This window comes from Microtetraspora fusca, from assembly GCF_001570365.1.
In the GTDB taxonomy this organism is placed as follows: Bacteria; Actinomycetota; Actinomycetes; order Streptosporangiales; family Streptosporangiaceae; genus Microtetraspora; species Microtetraspora fusca.
This window is the reverse complement of sequence record NZ_BBYK01000070.1, coordinates 64,825-89,159: the sequence shown is the minus strand read 5'-3', so window position 1 is coordinate 89,159 and position 24,335 is coordinate 64,825. Positions and strand designations below refer to the sequence as shown.

General features: G+C 74.9%; 22 protein-coding genes, 1 pseudogene and 3 riboswitches. Of the genes and pseudogenes, 14 read left to right on the top strand and 9 right to left on the bottom strand.

Translation table 11 applies throughout. The annotated features are described in order from the left end of the window. Positions 1-19 precede the first annotated feature (19 nt). The 5 genes and pseudogenes from AWQ68_RS33440 to cobM form a co-directional block, all read left to right on the top strand. Positions 20-934, top strand: a pseudogene (locus tag AWQ68_RS33440) (helix-turn-helix transcriptional regulator); the annotation flags it as partial. Next, positions 931-1,404, top strand: coding sequence for an NUDIX hydrolase (locus AWQ68_RS33435; protein WP_066948450.1), 474 nt, complete (start codon positions 931-933; stop codon positions 1,402-1,404). The pseudogene AWQ68_RS33440 and the gene AWQ68_RS33435, both read left to right, overlap by 4 nt. A 101-nt stretch (positions 1,405-1,505) precedes the next feature. Next, positions 1,506-1,922, top strand: coding sequence for a pyridoxamine 5'-phosphate oxidase family protein (locus tag AWQ68_RS33430; protein WP_066948488.1), 417 nt, complete (start codon positions 1,506-1,508; stop codon positions 1,920-1,922). Between the two features lie 34 nt (positions 1,923-1,956). After that, a complete protein-coding gene (locus AWQ68_RS33425; RefSeq protein ID WP_066948485.1) occupies positions 1,957-3,234 on the top strand; it encodes a bifunctional cobalt-precorrin-7 (C(5))-methyltransferase/cobalt-precorrin-6B (C(15))-methyltransferase in 1,278 nt (425 codons plus the stop codon). Continuing rightward, the gene (cobM, locus tag AWQ68_RS33420; RefSeq protein ID WP_245656353.1) at positions 3,231-3,992 is read left to right on the top strand and encodes a precorrin-4 C(11)-methyltransferase; all 762 of its coding nucleotides are present in this window, start codon (positions 3,231-3,233) and stop codon (positions 3,990-3,992) included. Before AWQ68_RS33425 ends, cobM begins: the two co-directional genes overlap by 4 nt. Here the strand turns inward: cobM and AWQ68_RS33415 are convergent. Continuing rightward, on the bottom strand, positions 3,965-5,104 hold the full coding sequence (locus tag AWQ68_RS33415) for a cobalt-precorrin-5B (C(1))-methyltransferase (protein WP_066948448.1): 1,140 nt from the start codon (positions 5,102-5,104) through the stop codon (positions 3,965-3,967). The genes cobM and AWQ68_RS33415 overlap by 28 nt on opposite strands. A gap of 44 nt (positions 5,105-5,148) precedes the next feature. Here AWQ68_RS33415 and AWQ68_RS33410 point away from each other — a divergent pair, with 44 nt between their 5' ends. Then, on the top strand, positions 5,149-5,904 hold the full coding sequence (locus AWQ68_RS33410; protein WP_066948445.1) for a cobalt-precorrin-6A reductase: 756 nt from the start codon (positions 5,149-5,151) through the stop codon (positions 5,902-5,904). Here the strand turns inward: AWQ68_RS33410 and AWQ68_RS33405 are convergent. From AWQ68_RS33405 to cobG, 3 genes are read right to left on the bottom strand one after another with little or no spacing between them, the layout of a single operon-like run. Continuing rightward, complete coding sequence (locus AWQ68_RS33405; RefSeq protein ID WP_066948480.1) at positions 5,892-7,406, bottom strand: precorrin-2 C(20)-methyltransferase; 1,515 nt, start codon at positions 7,404-7,406, stop codon at positions 5,892-5,894. The two genes, AWQ68_RS33410 and AWQ68_RS33405, sit on opposite strands and share 13 nt — an antisense overlap. A 5-nt stretch (positions 7,407-7,411) precedes the next feature. Next, entirely contained in the window at positions 7,412-8,038 is a 627-nt protein-coding gene (locus AWQ68_RS33400; protein WP_066948442.1) for a precorrin-8X methylmutase, read from the bottom strand. After that, positions 8,035-9,447 (bottom strand): precorrin-3B synthase, encoded by a 1,413-nt coding sequence (cobG, locus tag AWQ68_RS33395; RefSeq protein WP_066948439.1) that lies wholly within the window; start codon positions 9,445-9,447, stop codon positions 8,035-8,037. The genes AWQ68_RS33400 and cobG overlap by 4 nt, the downstream gene beginning before the upstream one ends. Before the next feature lie 14 nt (positions 9,448-9,461). Continuing rightward, positions 9,462-9,664: riboswitch (cobalamin riboswitch) on the top strand. A 43-nt stretch (positions 9,665-9,707) separates the two neighbouring features. On the opposite strand from cobG, the gene cobN reads away from it, so the two are divergent. From cobN to AWQ68_RS43005, 3 genes are all read left to right on the top strand, one after another. Then, complete coding sequence (gene cobN / locus AWQ68_RS33390) at positions 9,708-13,325, top strand: cobaltochelatase subunit CobN (RefSeq protein ID WP_066948477.1); 3,618 nt, start codon at positions 9,708-9,710, stop codon at positions 13,323-13,325. 67 nt (positions 13,326-13,392) lie between these two features. Then, complete coding sequence (locus AWQ68_RS33385) at positions 13,393-14,004, top strand: alpha/beta hydrolase (RefSeq protein WP_157546088.1); 612 nt, start codon at positions 13,393-13,395, stop codon at positions 14,002-14,004. Between the two features lie 48 nt (positions 14,005-14,052). Continuing rightward, positions 14,053-14,220, top strand: coding sequence for a hypothetical protein (locus tag AWQ68_RS43005; RefSeq protein ID WP_157546085.1), 168 nt, complete (start codon positions 14,053-14,055; stop codon positions 14,218-14,220). Here the strand turns inward: AWQ68_RS43005 and AWQ68_RS33380 are convergent. Together AWQ68_RS33380 and AWQ68_RS33375 are read right to left on the bottom strand one after the other, a co-directional pair. Next, positions 14,208-15,008 carry an alpha/beta fold hydrolase gene (locus AWQ68_RS33380; protein ID WP_066948433.1) on the bottom strand — a complete coding sequence of 267 codons (801 nt, stop codon included), beginning with the start codon at positions 15,006-15,008 and terminating at the stop codon, positions 14,208-14,210. The genes AWQ68_RS43005 and AWQ68_RS33380 overlap by 13 nt on opposite strands. 142 nt (positions 15,009-15,150) lie before the next feature. Then, positions 15,151-15,513, bottom strand: coding sequence for a MerR family transcriptional regulator (locus AWQ68_RS33375; RefSeq protein ID WP_066948430.1), 363 nt, complete (start codon positions 15,511-15,513; stop codon positions 15,151-15,153). Positions 15,514-15,689: 176 nt separating this feature from the next. Here AWQ68_RS33375 and AWQ68_RS33370 point away from each other — a divergent pair, with 176 nt between their 5' ends. Next, complete coding sequence (locus AWQ68_RS33370; protein WP_245656351.1) at positions 15,690-16,811, top strand: MFS transporter; 1,122 nt, start codon at positions 15,690-15,692, stop codon at positions 16,809-16,811. 20 nt (positions 16,812-16,831) lie between these two features. On the opposite strand, the gene AWQ68_RS33365 is transcribed toward AWQ68_RS33370, so the two are convergent. The 3 genes from AWQ68_RS33365 to AWQ68_RS33355 are packed head-to-tail and all read right to left on the bottom strand — an operon-like array spanning position 16,832 to position 20,890. Next, a complete protein-coding gene (locus AWQ68_RS33365) occupies positions 16,832-18,208 on the bottom strand; it encodes a cobyrinic acid a,c-diamide synthase CobB (RefSeq protein WP_066948425.1) in 1,377 nt (458 codons plus the stop codon). Beyond that, positions 18,202-18,804 carry a cob(I)yrinic acid a,c-diamide adenosyltransferase gene (gene cobO, locus AWQ68_RS33360; protein WP_066948422.1) on the bottom strand — a complete coding sequence of 201 codons (603 nt, stop codon included), beginning with the start codon at positions 18,802-18,804 and terminating at the stop codon, positions 18,202-18,204. Before cobO ends, AWQ68_RS33365 begins: the two co-directional genes overlap by 7 nt. A 1-nt stretch (position 18,805) precedes the next feature. Continuing rightward, the gene (locus AWQ68_RS33355) at positions 18,806-20,890 is read right to left on the bottom strand and encodes a putative cobaltochelatase (RefSeq protein WP_066948420.1); all 2,085 of its coding nucleotides are present in this window, start codon (positions 20,888-20,890) and stop codon (positions 18,806-18,808) included. Positions 20,891-21,115: 225 nt separating this feature from the next. Next, positions 21,116-21,264, bottom strand: a riboswitch (cobalamin riboswitch). Between the two features lie 106 nt (positions 21,265-21,370). After that, positions 21,371-21,572, top strand: a riboswitch (cobalamin riboswitch). Between the two features lie 34 nt (positions 21,573-21,606). Between AWQ68_RS33355 and AWQ68_RS33350 the strand changes: the two genes are divergently transcribed. Genes AWQ68_RS33350 through AWQ68_RS33335 form a run of 4 tightly spaced genes read left to right on the top strand, consistent with a single transcriptional unit; the run spans position 21,607 to position 24,287 of the window. After that, entirely contained in the window at positions 21,607-22,284 is a 678-nt protein-coding gene (locus AWQ68_RS33350) for an energy-coupling factor ABC transporter permease (protein WP_066948417.1), read from the top strand. After that, on the top strand, positions 22,281-22,643 hold the full coding sequence (locus AWQ68_RS33345; RefSeq protein ID WP_066948414.1) for an energy-coupling factor ABC transporter substrate-binding protein: 363 nt from the start codon (positions 22,281-22,283) through the stop codon (positions 22,641-22,643). Before AWQ68_RS33350 ends, AWQ68_RS33345 begins: the two co-directional genes overlap by 4 nt. 9 nt (positions 22,644-22,652) lie before the next feature. Beyond that, positions 22,653-23,414 carry a cobalt ECF transporter T component CbiQ gene (gene cbiQ, locus AWQ68_RS33340; RefSeq protein ID WP_066948411.1) on the top strand — a complete coding sequence of 254 codons (762 nt, stop codon included), beginning with the start codon at positions 22,653-22,655 and terminating at the stop codon, positions 23,412-23,414. A 36-nt stretch (positions 23,415-23,450) separates the two neighbouring features. Next, entirely contained in the window at positions 23,451-24,287 is an 837-nt protein-coding gene (locus AWQ68_RS33335; RefSeq protein WP_066948409.1) for an energy-coupling factor ABC transporter ATP-binding protein, read from the top strand. Positions 24,288-24,335: the final 48 nt, after the last annotated feature.

The window sequence follows — 24,335 nt, the reverse complement described above, 5'->3', positions numbered from 1 at the left end:
TGCGGCCGGGTGCTCTGGATCGCGGCGCGACTGGAGCAGCGCCGATCTCGCCGACCGGCTCGGCGTCGCGCGGCGCACGGTCCGGCGCGACGTGGAACGGCTGCGCTCCCTCGGCTATCCGGTCCACGCCACCCCGGGCGTCTTCGGCGGCTACCGGCTCGGCGAGGGGGCCGCCCTGCCCCCGCTGCTGCTCGACGACGAGGAGGCGGTCGCGGTGGCGGTGGGGCTCCGGTCGGGCGCCGCCGGAGGCGTGGCCGGGATCGAGGAGACCTCCGTCCGCGCCCTGGCCAAGCTGGAGCAGGTGCTGCCGTCCCGGCTGCGGCGCCGCGTGGCCGCGTTCCAGACCTTCACCGTGGCGATGCCCGGCACGGGCCCGACCGTCGACGTGGACGTGCTCACCGCGTTGGCCACCGCCTGCCGCGACCATGAGCGGCTGCGGTTCGACTACACGGCCCACGGCGGGTCGGCGGGCGTCCGCACGGTGGAGCCGCACCGGCTGGTGAGCTGGGACCGCCGCTGGTACCTGGTGGCCTGGGACCTGGACCGCGACGACTGGCGCGTCTTCCGCGCCGACCGGGTCCGGCCCCACATCCCGACCGGCCCGCGGTTCGCGCCCCGGGACTCCCCCGACGGCGACGTGGTCGCCTTCCTGTCCAGGCGGATGGGCACGGGCATGTGGCCGTGCCGGGCCCGGGTCCGGGTCCACGCCCCCGCCGAGGCCGTCGCCGGGAAGATCACCGGAGTGGTGGAGCCGATCGACGAACAGAGCTGCGCGCTGACCGTCCGCGGTGACTCGCTCCAGACCATCGCGGTGATCCTGGGCTTCCTCGACGAGGACTTCGACGTCGTCGAGCCGCCGTCGCTCACCGAGCACCTGGCCCGGCTCGCCGCCCGCTACGAGGCCGCCGCGCGCCGGGATAATAGGGCTTCGTGACCTCTGTACCCGTTCCGGACTCCGCGACCGGCGACCGCCCCGCCGCCCGGGTGGTGTGCGTGGACGGCGATGGGTGCGTGCTGCTGCTGAGCTGGCACGACCCGGTGGCCGGCCGTACGTTCTGGGAGCCCCCGGGCGGCGGGATCGAGGCGGGCGAGACGCCGTTGGAGGCGGCGCGGCGTGAGCTGGCCGAGGAGACCGGCCTGCCCGGCTCGGCGGTGCTCGACCGCTGGGAGCCGGTCCACCGCGACTACCACTGGCTGGGCGTCCACTACGTCAAGACCGAGCCGTTCTATCTGGCGAGGTTCGCCGAGCGTCCGGAGGTCGCTCCGTCGCTGCTGACGGCCGAGGAGAGCGACACCCTGCGCGGGTTCGGCTGGTTCCCGTACGCCGATTCGGCCGCGCTGGACGAGCCCGTCGATCCCCCGGAACTGGCCGCCGTCGTGGAGCGGCTCCTGGCGGCTCGATGATCGAGCGGCCGGGCACCGCGTAGACTGGCGCCCCGCTAAGGGGACGTTCCACCCGCGAGGGGACGTTCCCGCCAAATTGACGATTGTTCGAGGTGAACGCGATGCCGGCGGGAGCCGCACTGCTCGACCTGACCGGGTTCGGCGAGGGGTTCCACGCCTTCTGGCGCGAGCGGCACCTGTGCACGCTCACCACCGTGCGCGCGGACGGGACGCCGCACGTGGTGCCGGTCGGAGTGACCCTGGACGCCGAGGCGGCGGTGGCCCGGGTCATCACCTCGGGCGAGTCGCACAAGGCGAGACTGGTGGCCGCCGCCGGGCCGTCCGGTGCGGCCGTGGCCGTGTGCCAGGTGGACGGGCGCCGCTGGTCCACCCTTGAGGGCCGCGCCGTGATCCGCGACTCCCCCGAGGAGATCGCCGACGCCGAGCGCCGGTACGCGCTGCGCTACAAGCCGCCGCGCGAGAACCCGCGACGCGTGGTGATCGAGATCCGCGTCGCCCGGGTGCTCGGCAATGTCTGAGCTCAGCGAGACGATGCCTGAGCCGCGCGAGGCCATGTCCGACCCGCACGACGCGACGTCCGAGCCGCGCGACGGCGTCGTCACCGTCGTCGGCGTCGGGACGGACGGCTGGAGCGGACTCGGCCCCGCCGCCCGCGCGGCCGTGCGGGCGGCCGAGGTCCTCATGGGCGGCGCGCGGCAGCTCGACCTGGTTCCGGACGGCGGCGCCGAACGGGTGACCTGGCCCTCTCCCCTGCTTCCCGCGCTGCCGGGGCTGCTCTCGGCGCACGAGGGGCGGGCGGTGTGCGTGCTGGCCAGCGGGGACCCGCTGTTCTTCGGCATCGGCTCGACGCTGGTCCGCCTGCTCGGCGCCGACCGGGTGCGGGTGCTCCCGCACCTGTCGTCGCTGTCGCTCGCCTGCGCCCGGATGGGCTGGACCGTACAGGAGACCGAGGTGGTGAGCCTGGTCGGCCGCCCCGACGCGCTGCTGCACCCGGCGGTCCTGCCCGGACGCCGGGTCCTGGTGCTCTGCTCGGGGAGGGACGCGCCCGCGCGGGTCGCCGCCCTGCTCACCGCGCGCGGGTACGGCCCGAGCACGATGACGGTGCTGTCCGACCTCGGCGGCCCCGGCGAGAGCCGCTCCTCCGGTACGGCGCGGCAGTGGGTGGCGGACGCCTCCGACGCGTCCTCTCTCCGGGTCGTCGCGGTGGAGTGCCGGGCCGACCCGGGGGTGACGCCGCTCCCCCGCGTGCCCGGCCTGCCGGACGACGCGTACGAGCACGACGGGCAGCTCACCAAGCGGGAGGTGCGCGCGGTGACCCTGTCACGGCTCGCGCCCGTGCCCGGGGAGCTGCTGTGGGACGTGGGCGCCGGAGCGGGCAGCATCGCGATCGAGTGGATGCGCAGCCATCCGGCCTGCCGGGCGATCGCGGTGGAGAGCCGCGCCGAGCGGGCGGAGCGCGCGGCGCGCAACGCGGCGGCGCTGGGCGTGCCCGACCTGGACGTCGTCGTCGGCGCGTCACCGGCCGCGCTCGCCGGGCTGCCCGTCCCCGACGCCGTCTTCGTCGGCGGCGGCGCGACCGCGCCCGGCCTGCTCGACGCCTGCTGGGCCGCGCTGCGGCCGGGAGGGCGGCTGGTGGCCAACGCGGTCACCCTGGAGTCGGAGGTGGTCCTGACCGGCTGGCACGGCCGGCTCGGCGGCGACCTCGTGCGTCTCGCGGTCACCCGCGCGGCCCCGGTCGGCGGCTTCACCGGCTGGCGGGCCATGATGCCCGTGACCGTCTGGACGGCGGTCAAACCGTGGACGGATCTCGGCGAGGAGGAGCGATCGTGACGGACGCGCGGGGCGGAGTGGTGCGCTTCGTGGGGGCGGGGCCGGGCGCCGCCGACCTCATCACGGTGCGCGGCCTGCGGGTGATCGCCGCTTCCCCGGTGTGCCTGTACGCCGGGTCGCTGGTGCCCCGGGAGCTGCTGGACGACTGCCCGCCGGGGGCGAGGCTGGTGGACACCTCACGGCTCACCCTGGACGAGATCGTCGCCGAGATGGCCGCCGCGCACGCCTCCGGGCGGGACGTCGCACGGCTGCATTCGGGCGACCCGTCGGTGTTCAGCGCGATGGCCGAGCAGATGCGCCGGCTGGACGCGCTCGGCGTGCCGTACGAGGTGGTGCCCGGCGTCCCGGCCTTCGCCGCCGCGGCCGCCGCGCTGAAGCGGGAGTTCACGGTGCCGGGCGTCGGGCAGACGGTCGTCCTGACCCGCACGGCCGCACGGGCGACCCCGATGCCGGAGGGCGAGGACCTGGCCACGCTGGGCGCGAGCCGGGCGACCATGGTGCTGCACCTCGCCGTGCAGCGGATCGAGGCGGTCGTCGAGGAGCTGCTCCCCGCGTACGGCGCGGACTGCCCGGTCGCCGTGGTCGCCCGGGCGAGCAGGGACGACGAGCTGATCCTGCGCGGCACGCTGGCCGACATCACCGCGCGGGTCCGCGAGGCCGGGGTGGTGCGCACCGCCGTGATCGTGGTGGGCCGGGTGCTGACCGCGTCGGCGTTCCCCGACAGCCACCTCTACTCGGCGGAACGGTGCCGGGATTGACCGGTCTCCCCCTGAACGCCCGCGCGGCTCTCCCCCTGAACGCCCGCGCGGCCGACGATCACGCCCGATCTGTCGATGACCACGACGTCCGCCTCGACCGGCGCGCCGCGCAGCACCTCGCGCGCGGTCCGCAGCGCCCGCTCGGCCACCAGGTCGCCGAGCGGGAGGCCGGCCTCCTGGCACAGCCGCAGCGCGTGCAGCGCCGTGTTCGCGACGCGTACCCGCTCGGCGAGGGCCGGGTCGCCTCCGGCGCCCTGCACCAGCCCGGCGAGCAGGTCGGGGTTGACCTGGGAGCGGCCGGAGTGCAGGTCGAGGTGCCCGTCGGCGAGCTTGGACAGCTTGCCGATCCCGCCGGCCACGGTGAGCCGGGGCACGGGGTGGCGGCGCAGGTACTTCAGCACCGCGCCGGCGAAGTCGCCCATGTCGAGCAGCGCGTCCTCGGGCAGGCCGTACAGCTCGGCGGCCACCCGCTCGGACGTGCTGCCGGTGCAGCCCGCCACGTGGGTGCGACCGGCCGCGCGGGCGACGTCCACGCCGCGCCGGATGCTGTCGATCCAGGCCGAGCACGAGTACGGCACGACGATCCCGGTCGTGCCGAGGATGGACAGGCCACCGAGGATGCCGAGCCGCGGATTCCAGGTGCGGCGGGCCAGCTCCTCGCCCCCCTCGACGGAGATCTCGACGACCACGTCGCCGGTCCCGCCGCAGCGCGCGGCCACCTCGGCGACGTGCTCGCGCATCATCCGCCGCGGCACCGGGTTGACGGCGGGCTCGCCCACGTCGAGCGGCAGCCCCGGCTTGGTGACCGTGCCCACGCCGGGCCCGGCGAGGAAGGTCACGCCGCTGCCGGGGAGGCCGGGCCGTACGGTCGCGGAGATGAGCGCGCCGTGGGTCACGTCGGGGTCGTCGCCCGCGTCCTTGACCACGGCGGCGGTCGCCTCCCCGTCGGCCAGCCGTTCGCGGGCCAGGGCGAACGCCGGGCGCTGCCCCTTCGGCAGCGCGATCTCGACCGGGTCGGGGAAGGCGCCGGTGAGCAGCGCCGTGTACGCGGCCGTCGTCGCGGCGGTGGCGCAGGCCCCGGTGGTCCATCCGTGGCGCAGTGGTGTGCTCATCGGGCCGACCTGACGAAGCTGGAGGATCTGACGTGGGTGGAGGCATGACGAGGCGGCTGCTGATCCTGGGCGGCACCGCGGAGGCCAGGGGGCTCGCCGAGCGGCTGGTCGGGCTCCCCGGGCTGCGCGTGGTGTCCTCGCTGGCCGGGCGGGTGGCCGACCCGCGGCTCCCGGCCGGCGAGGTGCGCGAGGGCGGTTTCGGCGGGCCCGAGGGCCTGGCCGCCTGGCTGCGGGAGCACCGGATCGACGCCGTGGTGGACGCCACCCACCCGTTCGCCCGGCGCATGACCGCCTCGGCCGTCGCCGCCTCGGCCGAGACCGGGGTGCCGCTGCTGGTGCTGCGCCGTCCCGGCTGGCGGCGGCGTCCGGACGACGACTGGCGCTGGGCGGCGACGCTGGAGGAGGCCGCCGCGCTGCTGCCGGGCCTGGCCGGCGACGGCGGACGGGTGTTCCTCACGACCGGCCGCCGCAGCCTGGCCGTCTTCGCCGAGCTGGACGACCTGTGGTTCCTGGCCAGGTCGGTGGACCCGCCCGAGCCGCCGATGCCCCGGCACACGCACGTGGTGCTGTCGCGCGGGCCGTACACGGTGCCGGGCGAGCTGGCGCTGATGCGCGAGCACCGGATCGACGTGCTCGTCACCAAGGACAGCGGCGGCGAGATGACCACGGCCAAGCTGGCCGCCGCCCGCGAGCTGGGGCTGCCCGTGCTCGTCGTACGGCGGCCGCCCGCCCCCGACGGCGTCCCGCTCGTGGACACCGTCGAGGCGGCCGTGGCCTGGGTCGGGGCTCACGCCGGATAGCGGCGCGGCGTGAAGACGACGGGCCGCCCGTCGCGATCGACGACCCTCGTCGTGGAGGAGCCGACGATCAGCAGGGTGCGCATGTCGATCTCGGCCGGGTCGAGGGCGGCCAGCTCCACGACGCGGACGCTCTCCCCCGGCCCGCCGACGTCCCGGCCGATGACGACCGGGGTGTCCGGGGCGCGGTGTTCGAGCAGCAGGTCGCGCGCGGCGGCCACCTGCCAGGTACGGCTCCGCGACGCCGGGTTGTAGATCGCGAGCACGAGGTCGGCCTTCGCGGCGGCGCTGATCCGCTCGGCCACGACCTCCCACGGCTTGAGCAGGTCCGACAGCGACAGCACGCAGTAGTCGTGGCCCAGCGGCGCGCCGGCCCGGCTCGCCACCGCCTGGGCGGCGGTGAGGCCGGGCACCACGCGTACGGCGACGCCGGCGAACCGGGGCTCGGCCGCCACCTCCAGCACCGCGCTGGCCATGGCGAACACGCCGGGATCGCCGGACGACACCACGGCCACCCGCGATCCGGCCGCCGCCAGCTCCAGCGCGTGCGCGGCCCGCTCGGCCTCGACGCGGTTGTCCGTCGGGTGGCGGCGCTGGCGCGGGTTGGACGGCACCCGGTCGAGATAGGGCCCGTAGCCGACCAGCTCGTCGGCGGCGGCGAGCGCCTCCTGCGCCTCGGGGGTGAGCCACGGCCGTCCGGCGGGGCCCAGCCCGACCACGACCACCTCGCCGGCGCGTACCGGCTCGGGGGCGGGGTCCGCCGCCGCGGCGCCGGCCGGGGTGAGCGGGCTCGGCAGCAGCGCGAGCGAGAAGTACGGCACGGTGGCCGGGTCAACGTCGGCCAGCGGCTCGACGCGCTGCTTGTCGGTGGTGGCCCGCTCGACGTACCAGGCGTCGTCGAGACGTCCGGCCTCGGCGAGCGCCGCGCGCACCTTCTCGAAGGTGCGGCCGAGCTTGAGCACGGCGGCCGAGTCGGCGGCGGCGAGCCGTTCGGCCAGGACGTCGGCCGGAAGCGTGCCCGGCAGCACGGTGAGGGTCTCGTCCCGCTCGACCAGCGGGCGGCCCAGCACCGCCGACGCCCCGCTGACGGAGGTGACGCCCGGCACCACCTCGGTCGGGTAGCGGTGGGCGAGCCGCTTGTGCATGTGCATGTAGGAGCCGTAGAAGAGCGGGTCGCCCTCGCACAGCACGACCACGTCGCGGCCCGCGTCCAGGTGCGCGGCCAGCCGGACGGCGCACTCGGCGTAGAAGTCGTCCAGCGCGCCCTGGTAGCCGCCGGGGTGGTCGGTGGTCTCAGTGGTGATCGGATAGATCAGCGGTTCCTCGACCTGGTCGCCCCGCAGGTACGGCAGCGCCACCGACCTGGCGATGCTGCGCCCGTGCCGGGCGCTGTGGTAGGCGATCACGTCGGCGGCGCCGAGGAGCCGCGCCGCCTTCACCGTCACGAGTTCGGGGTCGCCGGGCCCCAGGCCCACCCCGTACAGGCGACCGGGCTGTGCGCTCATGGCCTTCACTCCTCCTCGCTGGCGATGGCGTTGACGGCCGCCACCGCCATGGCGCTGCCGCCCCTGCGCCCGTGCACCACCAGGTGCTCCAGGCCGGACGGGTGCTCGGCCAGCGCCACCTTGGACTCGGCGGCGCCGATGAAGCCGACCGGGACGCCGAGCACGGCCGCCGGGCGGCCCGCGCCCTCCTCGACCATCTCCAGCAGGCGGAACAGCGCGGTCGGCGCGTTGCCGATGGCGACCACCGCGTTGTCGAGCCGGTCGCGCCACAGTTCGAGCGCGGCGGCGCTGCGGGTGGTGCCCAGCCGGGCCGCCAGCTCGGGGACCCTCGGGTCGCCGAGCGTGCAGAGCACCTCGTTGTCCGCCGGGAGGCGGCGCCGGGTCACGCCGGAGGCGACCATCATGGCGTCGCACAGGATGGGCGCGCCGGCGAGCAGCGCCTCGCGCGCCGCCGTCACGACCCCCGGCGACCAGGCCAGGTCGTTCACCAGGTCGACCATGCCGCAGGCGTGGATCATGCGGACGGCGACCCGGGCCACGCCCGGCGGCATCCCGCTCAGGTCGGACTCGGCGCGGATGGTGGCGAAGGACCGGCGGTAGATCTCCGCCCCGTCCCGGATGTAGTCGATCACAGTCCCTCTCTGGTCGCCGCGACGGCGGCGCTCGTCTGCTCGGCGTCGGGGAACGCACGGCTGCCGCCGCCCGCCTCGACGCGGTATCCGTGCCCGGTCGCGACCACGTCCACGACCCGGCCGCGCGGCCGCCCGCAGCGCCGCTCGCACCCAGCCCAGTGCGCGGGGATCCGTCCGCCGGCACCGGACGGTGAGCGTACGGCATCGCCCGAAACGTCCGCATCCGGCCGGGGGTCGCCGAGCGCGGCGCGGATGTCGGCGTGGACGTCGGCGAGGGACTTGGCGCACCCGGGACGGCCGGCGCAGGCGGTCAGGCCGAGCCACGGGGACGCCGGGTCGGTGACCAGGCCCGCCTCCGCGAGCCTCGTCCGCCACCGCCCGGCGTTGGCGGGCGGCAGGTCGGGCACGACGACCGTGCGCCAGGGCGTCACGCGGACCTCTCCGGCGCCGCCGGCGGCGGCCTCGGCGAGCGCCTCCGCCTGGGCCGGCGTGAGCCGCCCGAGCGGGGGGAGGACGCCGAGAGCCATCCGGCCGTCCCGCTGCCCGACCACGCCGACCATGCCGACCACGCCGGCCGCGCCGGTTTCGTCGCTGTACGCGCTGGCCGCGCCGACCGTACCGGTTTCGTCGCCGTACGCGTCGGGCGGGAGGCCCGGGGACCAGCGCAGCCGGGGCTCCAGCCGGACGGCGCGGGCCGCGACGCGGGCGGGACCGTCCGCCAACTCGCGGAGCCGCCACGCGCGCGACCCCTGCGCGGCGCGCTCGGCCAGGAACGCCTCGGCGACGGCGAGCAGGCCCGCCGTCTCCGCCCCCGAGGGGGCGCGCAACCCGGGGTCGGCCCCGGCGAGCAGCAGCGCGGCCTCGCTCTCGTCCCCCGCGGCCACCGGCCGCAGCGTGACGTCGGCCTCCAGAGCGGCCACGTCGCCGGAGCCGTCGTCCAGCGCGAACAGGAAGCGTCCGGGCAGGTCGGCGAGGCCGGGCCGGGCGCACAGCGCGCGGTCCAGCTCGGCGACAAGGGGGCGCACGTCGCGCCTGCTCGCGGCGCTCCGCCCGGCGAGCGGCGAGGCCACGATGTTGCGCACCCGCTCGTGCGTGGCGGACGGCAACAGCCCGGCGGCGGCCATCCGCACGGCGAAGTCCGGAGCCCCGACGGGGGCGCGCTCCGCGCCCTCGCAGGCGTCCGGCGGGAGCGGCAGGCCGCGCACCTGAAGGTTGGCCCGGGAGGTCAGCTCGATCGCGCCGGACCCCAGCTCGCGGGCCGCGGCGGCGACCGCGCGGAGCTGGCCCGCCGTCACCGCGCCACCGGGGATCCGGACCCGCGCCAGGCCGCCGTCGGCGGCGGCGTGGACCTGGAGCGCGCCAGGGCACGCATCAGGTCCGGAGCGTCCGGGAAGGTCACCGTTGAACACGCAGAGGATGCTAACGCCCGTTTCCTGACGGATGTCCGCCTGGCATAGTGTGATCCCAGACGACGGCAATGGGAGGAAGCCGGTGTAAAACCGGCGCGGTCCCGCCACTGTAACCGGGGAGCGACCCCCACCGACGGCCACGGTCCGGAGACGGACGGGAAGGCCGGGGCGAGTGTCGATCCGGGAGCCAGGAGACTCCAGCCGTCGTGACGACCACGACCTGGGGCGAGGACCCCGAGGGAGGATTTCGCGTGCGCTCCGTGCCGTCCACCGGGCAGGCCGACGTCCTGCTGCTGTCGACCTCCGACACCGACCTGCTCAGCGCCCGGGCCAGCGGCGCGGGCTTCCGGCTGGGCAACCCGGCCCGGCTCGACGTGGCCGACCTCTCCGCGCTGGTCGAGGGCACCCGGCTCGTCGTCGTACGGCTCCTCGGCGGGCGGCGCGCCTGGGAGGACGGGCTGGACGCCCTGCTCGCCGGACCCCGCCCGGTCGTGGTGCTCGGCGGCGAGCAGGCGCCCGACGCCGAGCTGATGGAGCTGTCCACGGTGCCGGGCGGCGTCTGCGCCGAGGCGCACGCCTACCTCGCGCACGGCGGCCCGGCCAACCTGGCCCAGCTCCACGCGTTCCTCTCCGACACGGTGCTGCTGACCGGGCACGGGTTCGCCCCGCCGGAGCCGCTGCCGAGCTGGGGACCGCTGGTGCGTACGGCACGGCGCTCGGACGGCCCGGTGATCGGCGTGCTCTACTACCGCGCCCACCACGTGGCGGGGAACACGGCGTTCGCCGAGACGCTGTGCCGGGCGGTCGAGGACGCGGGCGGGCAGGCGCTGCCCCTCTACTGCGGATCGCTGCGGACCGCCGAGCCCGACCTGCTCGACACCCTGCGCCGGGTCGACGCCCTGGTCGTCACCGTGCTCGCGGCGGGCGGCACCCGCCCGGCGACCGCGTCGGCCGGGGGCGACGACGCCGCGTGGGACGTCGGCGCGCTCGCCGAGCTGGACGTGCCGATCCTGCAGGGCCTGTGCCTGACCACCGGGCGGGACGCGTGGCGGGAGGACGAGGACGGCCTGTCCCCGCTGGACGCCGCGTCCCAGGTGGCGATCCCCGAGTTCGACGGCCGGATCATCACAGTGCCGTTCTCGTTCAAGGAGGTCGACGCCGACGGCCTGACCGTGTACGTCGCCGACCCGGAGCGGGCGGCCCGCGTCGCCGGCATCGCGGTACGGCACGGCCTGCTGCGGCACGTCCCGGCGGCGGGGCGGCGGATCGCGGTCATGCTCTCCGCCTATCCGACGAAGCACTCCCGGATCGGCAACGCGGTCGGCCTGGACACCCCGGCGAGCGTGGTCCGGCTGCTGGCCGCGATGCGCGACGCCGGCTACGACCTCGGGGAGGGCTTCCCCGGGGTGGACGGGCAGGACGGCGACGCGCTGATCCACGCGCTCATCGCGGCGGGCGGCCAGGACCAGGAGTGGCTCACCGAGGAGCAACTCGCGGCGAACCCGGTGCGGATCCCGGCCGACCGGTACCGCGCCTGGTTCGAGACGCTGCCCGAGGACCTGCGCGGCGATGTGGAGAGCCACTGGGGGCCGCCGCCGGGCGAGCTGTTCGTGGACCGGTCACGCGACCCCGGCGGCGAGATCGTGCTGGCCGCCCTGCGGGCGGGCAACCTCGTCGTGCTGGTGCAGCCCCCGCGCGGCTTCGGGGAGAACCCGATCGCGATCTACCACGATCCGGACATGCCGCCGAGCCACCACTACCTGGCCGCCTACCGCTGGCTGGCGGACGAGTTCGGCGCGCACGCGATCGTCCACGTCGGCAAGCACGGCAACCTGGAGTGGCTGCCCGGCAAGTCGGCCGGGATGTCCGCCTCCTGCGGGCCCGACGCCGCGCTCGGCGACCTCCCGCTGATCTATCCGTTCCTGGTGAACGACCCGGGCGAGGGCACCCAGGCCAAGCGACGGGCGCACGCCGTGCTGGTCGACCACCTGGTGCCGCCGATGGCGCGGGCCGAGACGTACGGCGACATCGCCCGGCTGGAACAGCTGCTGGACGAGCACGCCTCGATCGCGGCCATGGACCCGGCGAAGCTGCCCGCGATCCGCGCGCAGATCTGGACGCTGATCCAGGCCGCCCGGCTCGACCACGACCTGGGCATCGCCGACCGCCCGCACGACACCGAGTTCGACGACTTCCTGCTGCACGTGGACGGCTGGCTGTGCGAGGTCAAGGACGCCCAGATCCGGGACGGCCTGCACATCCTCGGCGTCGCCCCCGAGGGCAAGGCGCGGGTGGACCTCGTGCTGGCCATGCTCCGCGCCCGCCAGATCTGGGCCGGCCGGGAGGCGCTGCCGGGCCTGCGCGAGGCGCTCGGCCTGGCCGAGGACGGCGCCGCCGCCCGGGTCAGCGTGGACGAGGCCGAAACGCTCGCCCGCGCGCTCGTCGAGGGCATGGAGGCGGGCGGCTGGGACCCGTCCGCCGTTCCCGGCGTGACCGCGTCCGTGCTCGACGGGGCCGAGCCCGCGCGGGCCGCCGCCGTACGCGAGGTGCTGCGGTTCGCGGCCGAGGAGATCGTTCCCCGGCTGGCCCGGACCTCCGACGAGATCGACGCGCTGCTCCACGCCCTCGACGGCGGGTACGTCCCGGCCGGGCCGAGCGGCTCGCCGCTGCGCGGGCTGGTCAACGTGCTGCCCACCGGGCGGAACTTCTACTCGGTCGATCCGCGCGCGGTGCCGAGCAGGCTGGCCTGGGAGACGGGCCAGGCGATGGCCGACTCGCTGCTCGACCGGTACCGCGAGGAGACCGGCGAGTGGCCGCGCTCGGTCGGCCTGTCCGTCTGGGGCACCAGCGCCATGCGCACGGCGGGCGACGACGTGGCCGAGGTGCTCGCGCTGCTCGGCGTGCGGCCGGTCTGGGACGAGGCGTCGCGGCGGGTGAGCGGTCTCGAACCGATCCCCGCGGCGGAGCTGGGCCGTCCCCGCGTCGACGTGACCGTGCGCGTCAGCGGGTTCTTCCGGGACGCCTTCCCGCACGTCGTCACCATGCTGGACGACGCCGTGCGGCTGGTGGCGGGCCTGGACGAGCCCGCCGACGTCAACTACGTGCGGGCGCACACGGAGGCCGACCGGTCGGCCCACGGCGACGACCGGCGGGCCACGCTGCGGATCTTCGGCTCCCGGCCCGGCGCGTACGGCGCGGGCATCCTCCCGCTCATCGACAGCCGCAACTGGCGCGACGACGCCGACCTGGCCGAGGTGTACGCGGTGTGGGGCGGCTACGCCTACGGCCGCGACCTGGACGGCGTGCCCGCCCGCGAGGACATGGAGAACGCGTACCGGCGGATCGCGGTCGCGGCCAAGAACATCGACACCCGCGAGCACGACATCGCCGACTCCGACGACTACTTCCAGTACCACGGCGGGATGATCGCCACCGTACGCGCGCTGACCGGCCGCGCCCCGGCGGCGTACGTGGGCGACAGCACCCGGCCGGACGCGGTGCGCACCCGGACCCTGCACGAGGAGACCGCACGGGTCTTCCGCGCCCGGGTGGTCAACCCCAACTGGCTGGCGGCGATGCGCCGCCACGGCTACAAGGGCGCGTTCGAGCTGGCGGCCACCGTGGACTACCTGTTCGGGTACGACGCCACCACCGGCGTGGTCGCCGACTGGATGTACGACCGGCTGGCCGAGACGTACGTCCTGGACCCGGAGAACCGGGCGTTCATGACCGAGTCGAACCCCTGGGCGCTGCACGGCATCGCCGAGCGGCTGCTGGAGGCGGCCGACCGCCGGATGTGGGAGCACCCGGACCCGGAGGTCCTCAAGGCGCTGCGCGAGGCCTACCTGGCGATCGAGGGCGACCTCGAGGACCGCTGAGGCATCCGCCCGCGGGCGTCCGTCAGCGGATCTCACGCCCGGGGGACCCGAAACGTAGGGTCGGGAGATGCCGGTGAAAACGCGGTTGTCGAAACGGCTCGCGCGACGTCTCGCGCTGGGCGTGGCGATCGCGGCGGCGGTCCCGGCCGTGCCGGTGGCGGCGCTGATCGTCCTGCCCTCCCCCACCCTGACCTTCTGGACCCTGGCGGTGTTCGCCCGCGAGTACAGCCTGCTCGGGGCGCTGGCCGCCCTGGCGGCGACGGCGGCGGCCGTCGTCTCCCTGTACGGACCCTACGACCTGGCCTACTCGTACGACCTGGCCGTCCCCTGGTGGGCCGCGAAGCGGCTCTCGGACGGGGAGGGACGGAGCATGCTGCACGACTTCATCGGCGGGTCGCCGATGAAGGAGCGCGACGCCTACCGGGCCGCGTCGCCCATCACCTACCTGCGGGCGGACGTGCCGCCGACCCTGTCCGTCCAGGGCGGGCACGACCAGATCGAGTACCCCGACGACGGCCGCCGCGCGGCGCGCCTGGCCCACGAGGCGGGCGCGTCCCACCGGTACGTGGAGATCGGGTACGCCGACCACGCCTTCGACCTCGCCTGGGGCGGCTTCGGCGCGCAGATGGCCAGAGCCGAGATCGGCGACTTCCTCCACCGCACCATCGGGACGGGCTGAGTCAGCCGCCCGCCGGGGCGCAGGCGGCGACGAGGCGGGCGGCGCGGCATGACGCCCCGCTGGAACGAATGGCTCACCCAGCACGGCGCCACGGTCTTCGACGTCGACTACCGGCTCGCGCCGCCCGCCACCTGGAACCAGGCCCCGGGCGACGTGCGGTGCAGGGGGCCCACATCAATGCTCGATTGGGCGAGGCGGGACAGCTACGACTGCTGACGCAGCGCATCGAGCCAGTGAGCGATGAGTTCACGGACTCTTTCGGCGATCTCAACCTGGGGGTTGTGGCCGGCGCCGTCGAGTATCGCAGCGGTCATACGGGGATAGTGGCCGAGCAACTGTAGTTGGTCCTCCCACCCCACGAGCGCGTCCTGCCGAGTGGTCACCAACAGGTGTGCTCCTCGATGGGCGGGCGCGTGCCTCTCCGGCCATTCGGGGAGCAGGAAGTCGGTCTCCAGTTCGGTCGCGGCCTCGCGGTCGTGGGCCTGCCAACCGGGGAGGATGTGACGGGTGAACAGGTCCCGGTTGGGGCGAGTGAGTCGTGCCATGACGAGGCTGAACAGTTCGCGGTCCTCGGCGGGAAGTTCGGCCAGGAGCGCTTCGTCGCGCTCAACGGTGGCCACGTCCGGCAGAGTTCGTTCGTCGCCCCACCGCACGACGGGCGCAAGCAGGGCAGAGCCGAGCACTTGTTCGCCGAACCGGGCGGTGACCGCACGGGCGATCTGCCCGCCGAATGATTGGCCGAGCACGGCGAACGGCTCGTCACCGACGGTGTCGGCCACCCAGTTGATGACGGCTTCGGCAAGGGTCGCCGCCGAGGTCGTGCCGGGTAGCCGAGGGCTGCTGCCGTGCCCCGGGAGGTCGAGGTAGTGCCGTCGCCACCCGGGGCGCTGGGCGAAGACCGGTTCGAGTGGCAGGAGCAGCCGATGGTCGATCGTGTAGCCGTGGATCATGACCAAGGGGGTGCCGTCCCCACGTGTGGTGTGCCAGATGTGGTGCGTTGTCATGTCTGGACGGTAGAATCTTCACATAAATGTGAGGGTCAAGATTTCCGCTCAAGGTGAGGGACGTCACCCTTTCATGGTCGGCGAGCAGCCGGTCCCCCCTGGTTCGTTTCAACGAGGACTACGCGACGGACGCCTCTGCCGATTACGCCAGAGCCTTGACGGCTGCCAGGTAACCGTCGATGGCGTCGCGATTGCGGGTGAGGCACTCGATGCGGCGGCTCATGCGGTCGCGCTCGTGTTCGAGAGTGACCAGCATCTCGGGCGTGGCGTCAGCGAAGTGGATCACGCGGGGCTTGTCCAAGCAGGGCAGGATCTGCTTGATGATGCGGGTGGGCAGTCCCGCGTCGAGCAGGCCGCGGATTTGGATGACGCGGTCGACGAGGTAGTCGTCGTAGTCGCGGTACCCGTTCTCTCTTCGGCGCGGTTCGATCAGGCCCTGCTCCTCGTAGTACCGCAGCAGTCGGGTCGGCGTGTCCGTCAGTTTCCCAAGTTCGCCGATGCGCATGTGGCCACGCTCACTCTCGTCTCCGCAGGTCGGCCGGTTGACTTTCACACTAATGTTAACCATTGACGATAAGGTTCATGATCCACGCCACGCGCTTCAGGCGCCCATCACCACGTTCTGATCGTCTCCCGCTGGCAGGCCTCCTCGCGCTGGCGACCGGCGGGTTCATCACGATCATGACCGAGGCGCTTCCGGCGGGCATCCTGCCGGCGATGAGCGCCGATCTCGGTGTCAGCGAGTCCGCTGCCGGGCAGTCCGTGATGGTCTACGCCGTCGGCTCGATGCTGGCGGCGGTCCCCCTGACGGCGGCGACGGTGGGGTGGCCGCGCAAGCGCCTGCTACTGGTGGCGATCAGCGGATTCGCGCTCGCCAACACGATCACCGCCGTCTCGACCGACTACACGCTCACGATGACCGCGCGCTTCCTCGCCGGTGTCGTGGCCGGTCTGCTGTGGGCACTGGTCGCCGGATACGCGCGCCGCATGGTCCCGGCCCATCGGCGCGGCAAGGCCACGGCGGTCGCGATGGCCGGCACGCCGGTGGCGCTGTCGATCGGCGTGCCCGCGGGGACCTCCCTGGCTGGTCTCGTCGGCTGGCGGTTCACCTTCGGAATCATGACCCTGCTCAGCCTGGTCCTCATCGCCTGGGTGATCCTCACCGTCCCCGGCTTCCCCGGCACCTCCCGGGCGGCCCGCCTCCCCCTTCGAAGGGTGCTGGCGATCCCCGGCGTGGCGCAGGTGCTGACGGTGACGCTGATGTTCGTGCTCGCGCACAACGTCCTGTACACCTACATCGCGCCCTTCCTCGGCCCGCTCGGCCTGGCTGATCGCGTCGATGTGGTGCTGCTGGCCTTCGGCGTCGCCTCCTTGGTGAGCATCCTCATCACCGGGGCTCTCATCGACCGGCACCTGCGCCGGCTCATGATCGTCGGCTGCGCCCTGTTCGCCACCGCCACGCTGCTGCTCGGTCTGCTCGCGGGCGTTCCCGCGCTCGTGTACGCCGGCGCCGCGATCTGGGGCTTGGGGTTCGGCGGGGCCGCCACCATCCTGCAAACCGCCTCTGCCGAAGCCGCGGGAGCGGCTGGAGAGGTCGCGCAGTCCCTGATCGTCACCTGCTGGAACATCGGCATCGCCGGCGGAGCCGCCGCCGGCGGCGTCCTCCTTGATGTGGCGGGCAGCGGCTCATTGCCGTGGTGGACCTTCGTCCTCGTCGCGATGGCGCTCCTGATGACGGTGATGTCTCGTCGGCACGGCTTTCCGAATCTGGTGCGCCGTCTGGCGCGGGAGCAGGCCTCCTGACGCCATCGGGACAGGATGAGTCAGCCGCCCGCCGGGGCGCAGGCGGCGACGAGGCGGGCGGCGAGCTCGGGGCTGCCCGCCCAGTGCAGGTGAAGGTACGACGCGGCCAGCAGCGGTTCGCCGAAGCCGTCGGCCCCGCCGCGCCAGCGGAACAGCGGCGGCGACGCGTGCCCGGGATCGGTGGCGGTGCGGTGGAACTCGTGGCCGCGGTAGCGCTCGCCCTCCCGAGTGAGCACCGAATGCGCGGTCGCCACGACGTCGCGGTAGCCGAGCGTCAGCCTGCCGGTCATCGTCGCGGTGACGGGGAGCCGGCCGCACATGGGGTGGCCGTCCAGCTCGCGGGCGAGGTAGAGGAGCCCGGCGCACTCGGCCGCGATCGGCCCGGCGAAGGCCGCCACCCGCCGCCGCAGCGGCTCGTTGGCCGACAGGTCGGCCGCGTACACCTCGGGGAAGCCGCCGCCGACGACGATCGCGCCCGTGCCCTCCGGGAGGCGCTCGTCGCGGAGCGGGTCGAACGTCACCACCTCGGCTCCGGCGGCGGCCAGCAGCTCGGCCTGCTCGGCGTACCCGAAGGTGAAGGCCGGGCCGCCCGCCACGGCCACGACCGGCCGCGCGCCGGACGGGGGCCGCGCGCCGGACGGGGGCCGTTCGCCGGACGGAGGCCGTTCCAGGGAGGACTCGGCGCTCCAGGGCCGCGCGGCGAGGGGCGGCGCGGAGCGGGCCAGCGCGACCAGCGCCTCCAGGTCGCAGGACGCGGCGACCAGCTCGCCCATGCGCTCCACGGCGGACACCGCCTCGGCCCGCCGTTCGGCGGCGGGGATCAGCCCGAGGTGACGGGAAGGGGTGGCCACCCCGTCCATGCGCGGGATCACGCCGAGCACCGGCACGCCGCTCTCCGTCAGCGCGGAGCGGCAGATCTCCTCGTGCCGCGGCGAGCCGACCCGGTTGAGGATCACCCCGCCCAGCCGCACCCGGGTGTCGAACGCGGCGAACCCCTGCACCAACGCGGCGACCGAGCGGCCCTGTCCGGCGGCGTCCACGACCAGGACCACGGGGGCGCAGAGCAGCCGCGCGACGTGCGCGGTGGAGGCGAACTCCTCCAGCCCGGCGCCGTCGTACAGGCCCATGACGCCCTCGACCACGGCGATGTCGGCGTCGCGCGCGCCGTGCAGGAACAGCGGCTCGACCAGGTCGGCGCCGGTCAGCCACGGGTCGAGGTTGCGGCCCGGCCGGCCGGTGGCCAGCGCGTGGTAGCCGGGGTCGATGTAGTCGGGGCCCACCTTGTGCGGCGAGACCCGCAGCCCCCGCGCGCGCAGCGCCGCCATCAGGCCGGTCGCGACCGTGGTCTTCCCGCTGCCCGACGACGGCGCCGCGATCACCAGACGCGGGATCACCATTCGATGCCCTTCTGCCCCTTCTGCCCGGCGTCCATCGGGTGCTTGACCTTGCCCATCTCGGTCACCAGGTCGGCGGCCTCGATCAGCCGCGGGTCGGCGTCCCGTCCCGTGATCACGACGTGCTGGGCGCCGGGCCGCGCGGTGAGGGTCTCGACCACGTCGGCGACGTCCAGCCAGCCCCACTTCATCGGGTACGTGAACTCGTCGAGCACGTAGAAGCGGTAGGTCTCGGCGGCCAGGTCGCGCTTGATCTGCTCCCAGCCCTCGCGGGCGGCGGCGGCGTGGTCCTCCTCGCTGCCCGGCCGCTGGATCCACGACCAGCCCTCGCCCATCTTGTGCCAGGTCACCGGGCCGCCCTCGCCGGACGCGCCGAGCACCCGCAGGGCGCGCTCCTCGCCGATGCGCCACTTGGCCGACTTGACGAACTGGAACACCCCGATCGGCCACCCCTGGTTCCAGGCCCGCAGCGCCATCCCGAAGGCGGCGGTCGACTTCCCCTTTCCGGGGCCGGTGTGCACCATCAGCAGCGGCCGGGTGCGGCGCTGCCGGGTGGTCAGACCGTCGTCCGGCACGACATCCGGCTTGCCCTGCGGCATCTCAGACCGCCTTCCTGTAGTCGTTGCGGTGTCCGCCGGCCGGTCCCGCGCCGCCTCTGCGCTCACGGACGAGGTCGCGCAGGCCGCCCTCCGCGAGCGCGTCGAGCCGTACGGCGGGCGCGCCCAGCCGGGCCGCGAGGTCGAGAGCCAGGCCCAGCCGTACGGGGCCGCTCTCGCAGTCCACGACGACGCCGGCCGTGCCGGCGAGCCGGGCGGCCGGGCCGGCCACGTCGCTCCCCGCCGTGGCCCGACCGTCGGTGATCACGACGAGCAGGGGCCGCCTGGAGGGGTCGCGCATCCGCTCGACGCGGAGCACCTCGGCCGCCCGGCGCAGCCCCGCGGCCAGCGGGGTCCGGCCGCCGGTCGGCAGCTCGCGCAGCCGCGCCGCCCCGGCCTCCACGGACGAGGTCGGCGGCAGCACCAGCTCGGCGTCCGACCCTCGGAACGTGATCAGCCCGACCTTGTCCCGCCGCTGGTAGGCGTCCAGGAGCAGGCTCAGCACGGCCGCCTTGACCTCCCTCATCCGGCGACGGGCCGCCATCGAGCCGCTCGCGTCCACGACGAACAGGACGAGGTTGCCCTCCCTGCCCTCCCGGACCGACTCGCGCAGGTCGGTGTCGCGTATCAGCAGGCCCGGCCCGGTACGGCCGCGCTCGCGCTGGTACGGCGCGGCGGCGCGCAGGGTCGCGGGCAGGTGCGGCCGCTGGAGACGGCCGGAGGGCAGCCGCGCGCCGACGGTGCGGCCGTTCGGGGTGCGCGCCCGCGACCGCCGCCCCGCGGCGCTCTCGCCCAGCCCCGGCACGCGGAAGGGCCGCACCCGGTACGGCTCGCCGGCGGCGATCACCCGCTCACCGGGGGCACCACTGTCAGAGGCGGGGCCGTCGCCTTCGGGGGCGTTCCGGTCCTCGCCGCGAGGGTCGCCGAGAACGGCCGATTGGTCCGCGCCCTCCGGGGTGGGTCCATCCGCGCCGTCGGCGCCGTTCGGACCCTCCGAACCCTCGGGTCCCGGGTCGTGCGGCCCCTCGGGACCGGGGCCGGACGGACCGTGGTCCGGGTCGTCGTCCGGGTCCGGCGCGTCGTGCCGGGACAGCAGGTCGTCGAGCTGGTCCTCGTCCAGGCCGGGCGCGTCGAACGGGTCGCGCCTGCGGCGGTGCGGCAGGGAGAGCCGGGCCGCCGCGCGCACGTCCTCGCTCGTCACCGTGGTACGGCCCCGCCACGCCGCGTGGGCGATGGCGGCGTTGGCGGTCACCAGGTCGGCACGAAGCCCGTCGACCTCGAATCCGGCGCACACCGCCGCGATCTGGCGCAGCCGCACGTCCGGCAGGACGACGTCCGCGACCCGCTCCCTCGCCCGCAGGATGCGCTCGGCCAGCGCCGCCTCCTCCTCCCGCCACCGCGCGGCGAACCCCGCGGGGTCGGCGTCGAAGGCCAGCCGCCGCCGTACGACCTCGGCCCGCTCGTCCGGGTCGCGGGACGCCCGCACCTCGACGGTCAGCCCGAAGCGGTCCAGGAGCTGCGGCCGCAGCTCGCCCTCCTCCGGGTTCATGGTGCCGACGAGGAGGAAGCGCGCCGCGTGCCGTACGGAGACCGACTCGCGCTCGACGAAGCAGGTCCCGAGCGCGGCGGCGTCGAGCAGCAGGTCCACGAGGTGGTCGTGCAGCAGGTTGACCTCGTCCACGTAGAGCACGCCTCGGTGGGCGGCGGCGAGCAGGCCCGGCTCGAAGGCCTTGACGCCCTCGGTGAGCGCCCGCTCGATGTCCAGCGCCCCCACCAGCCGGTCCTCCGACGCGCCCACGGGCAGCTCCACGAGCGCGGCCGGGCGCGACCGGCTCTCCTCGGCCCCGGTGTGGGGGCCGTCCGGGCAGGAGGGGTCGGGAGCCGCGGGATCGCACGCGAAGCGGCATCCGGCGACCACCTCGACCGGGGGGAGCTGCGCGGCCAGGGCGCGGACGATCGTGGACTTGGCGGTGCCCTTCTCGCCGCGCACCAGCACGCCGCCCACCCGGGGAGAGACCGCGTTGAGAATCAGCGCCAACTTGAGGTCGTCGAGCCCCACGACGGCGCTGAATGGATAGGCGGTGATCACATCGGTCCCTTCTGATGGTCCGGCCGGGCGCGGTCGGCCGCCGCACGGCACGACGGCGTCACGGAAGAACGCGGGGTACGGGGTCCACGCGCGAAAGCGCGGGTCAGGAGGCGGTGGCGGCAGGAGGGACGCCGGGCGCGGCGGGGCCGCGGCCGTGATCGTGGTCGTGGGGGCGTGAGGTCGCCGACCCGCTCATCGATGCCTCCTTGGGATGACGCGTCCCGCCAGACGAGGACGCGGCGGCCAAGTGACCTGGCTCCCAGGACTCGCGTCCCGGATACAGTGGCGCGACCGCACCGGCATCTCACCGGACTTCCCTCGGACCACCGCGAATCCTCGGGAACGTATCCCGCACCCGTCGCGAACGTCAACTTCGTCCCGTTCTCCGCCCGGCCGGTCGCGTCCGTCCCGGCGCACCGCGGCGCCAATGTTGCAGACGTTGTGCATTTACCCCGCCTTGTCGATAACGAGAGACCAGGCTTACGCTGAACGCGCCTCGGCAAACGGGAAGTCCGGTGCGCGCCCCATCCGGGACGCGAATCCGGCGCGGCCCTCGCCACTGTGATCGGGAATGCTCTCGCTCATCCGCGTACGCGGAGCCACTGGGCGCCAGCCGCCTGGGAAGGCGAGCGAGATGTGCCAACCCGTCAGCCAGGAGACCGGCCAAGGCATGGAAACACCATCCACGAGGTGCTGGAAAGGTCGGCGTTTCAATCATGCACATCGCCGAGGGATTCCTCCCTCCGCTCCACGCGGCGGCCTGGACCGTCGCGGCCGCCCCCTTCGTCGTTCACGGCGTCGTACGACTCAATCGGCAGTTGAAGGAGAACCCCGAGGCGAAGCTGCTCATCGGAGCGTCCGGGGCCTTCTGCTTCGTCCTGTCGGCCCTGAAGATCCCCTCGGTCACCGGCAGCTGCTCCCACCCCACCGGCACCGGCCTCGGAGCCATCCTGTTCCGGCCGCCCGTGATGACCGTGCTCGGCACGATCACGCTGCTCTTCCAAGCCCTGCTGCTCGCCCACGGCGGGCTGACCACGCTCGGGGCCAACGCCTTCTCCATGGCCGTCGTCGGCCCATGGGCCGGATACGGCGCGTACGCGCTGACCCGGCGGCTCGGCGGGAGGCTGCTCGTCGCGGTCTTCGCCGGCGCCTTCGTCGCCGACCTGGTGACGTACTGCGTGACGTCGGCGCAGCTCGCGCTCGCCTTCCCCGACCCGGCCGGCGGCTTCGCCGGGGCGCTGACCAAGTTCGGCGCGATCTTCGCGGTGACCCAGATCCCGCTGGCCGTGAGTGAGGGCCTGCTCACGGTGCTCGTCGTCCGCCTGCTCCGCTCCACCAGCGCGGCCGAGCTGATCCGGCTGCGCGTCCTCAAGGAAGGCCAGGTGGCCTCGTGAAGCGCAACGTCGTCGTCAACCTGCTCCTGCTGGCCACCGTCGCCGCGCTCGCCGTACTGCCCCTGGTGATCGGCGCGGGCGACGGGCATGAGGAGCCGTTCGCGGGCGCGGACGCGCAGGCGGAGACCGCGATCGCCGAGCTCGCGCCCGACTACAAGCCCTGGTTCGCCTCGCTGTACGAGCCGCCGTCCGGTGAGATCGAGTCGGCGCTGTTCGCCCTGCAGGCCGCGGTCGGCGCCGGGTTCCTCGGCTACTACTTCGGCGTCGCGCGCACCCGCAACCGGCTGTGGCACGCGTCTGCGGCGGACAGGGCGCCGGGCGCGGACCGCGGCGGGGCGGTCGAGCCCGGCGGCGGGTGAGCCCGGCGCATGCTCGCGATCGACGCCGCCGCCTACCGCAGCCCGTGGCGGGGGCACCACCCCGCCGCCAAGGCGCTCCTGGCGGGGACGCTGCTCCTGTGCGCCCTGGTGCTGCCGCCCTGGCCGGGCGCCCCGATCACGGCCGCGATCACACTCGCGGTCGCGCTCGGCTGGGCCCGGGTGCCGCCGCGCGCGTTCCTGCGCTCGGCCCGCGCCCCGCTCGCGTTCGTCGTCACCGGCGCGCTTACCTTCCTCGTCAGCGTGGACACGTCCGGGCTCGCCTGGGCGCCCGGCGGGGCGGCGCGGGCGGGTGAGGTGATCGGCCGCTGCGCGGCCGCCGTCCTCTCCCAGCTCCTGTTCGCCATGACGACGCCGCTCGCCGATGTGCTGCCGCGCCTGGCCCGCAGGCGCGGCCTCGCCGGACTCGCCGAAGTGGCCGGACTCGTCTACCGGATGCTGTCCGTCGTGCTGGAGACGGTCGACGCCGTACGGCGGGCCCAGGCCGACCGGCTCGGGGCGCGGTCGTGGCGGGCCCGATGGAGGTCGGTCACGGGGCTGGCCGCCCAGATCTTCGTCCTGTCCTTCGACCGGGCGCGGCGTCTGGAGGACGGCCTGGGCGACCGCGGCTACACGGGCGGCCTCGCGGTCAGCGTCGAGCCCCTCCCCCTGCGCGGCCGCTTCCTCGCGCTGGCCCCGCTCCCCGGGGTGGTGGCGGCGGTGCTGACCGTCGCGCTGTCCCTCGTGCCGTCCTCCGTGCCGGGCCTCGGCTGAGCCCGGCCGCCCCTCCTCCGAAAGGGGATGCCCGCAATGACCGCGGTGCTCGCCGCCGACCGGCTCTCGTACGCGTATCCGGGGGCCGCCCCGGTCTTCTCCGAGCTCAGCCTGGAGGTGGCCCGAGGAACCTCCCTCGCCGTGCTCGGGCCCAACGGCGGCGGGAAGACCACGCTGCTGCGCCTCCTGTGCGGGGGGCTGCGCCCGGCGGCGGGCCGGGTCCTGCTGGACGGCCGGCCCGTCGCCTACGGCCGCGCCGCGCTCGCCGATTTCCGTACACGGGTCCAGTTCGTGCACCAGGATCCGGACGACCAGCTCTTCGCCGCCACGGTCGGGCAGGACGTCTCCTTCGGCCCGCTGAACCTCGGCCTACCTCCGGAGGCCGTCGCGGCGCGCGTGACGTCAGCGCTGGAGGACATGGAGATCTCCTCCCTCGCCGACCAGCCCACCCACCTGCTGTCCTTCGGCCAGCGCAAGCGGGTCGCGATCGCGGGGGCGCTCGCGCTGCGCCCGGTGGTGCTCACCCTGGACGAGCCCACGGCCGGTCTCGACCCGGCGGGCACGGAGGCGCTCCTGGAGACGCTGCGGCGGCTGCAGGAGGACGGCACCACGATCATCGCGTCCACGCATGATGTGGACTTCGCCCACAGATGGGCGCGGGACGCCGCGATCATCGCGCGGGGAGAGCTGCGCTTCGGGCCGGCGGACACGCTGCTCACCGACGCCGCCCTGCTGCGCGCCGCCTCGCTCCGCCCGGCCTGGGGCCCGGCGGTGGGGCGGGTGTTGCGCGCCGTCGACGGGCTGCCCGCGGACGCCCCCGACCCGCGCAGCCCGGAGGAGGTGCTCGGCCTGCGGCCGGACCTCCGGCCCTGACCTGATGGCCGGGGCCCGGCCGCAGAGGCCGGGCCTCTCCTCCGGCCC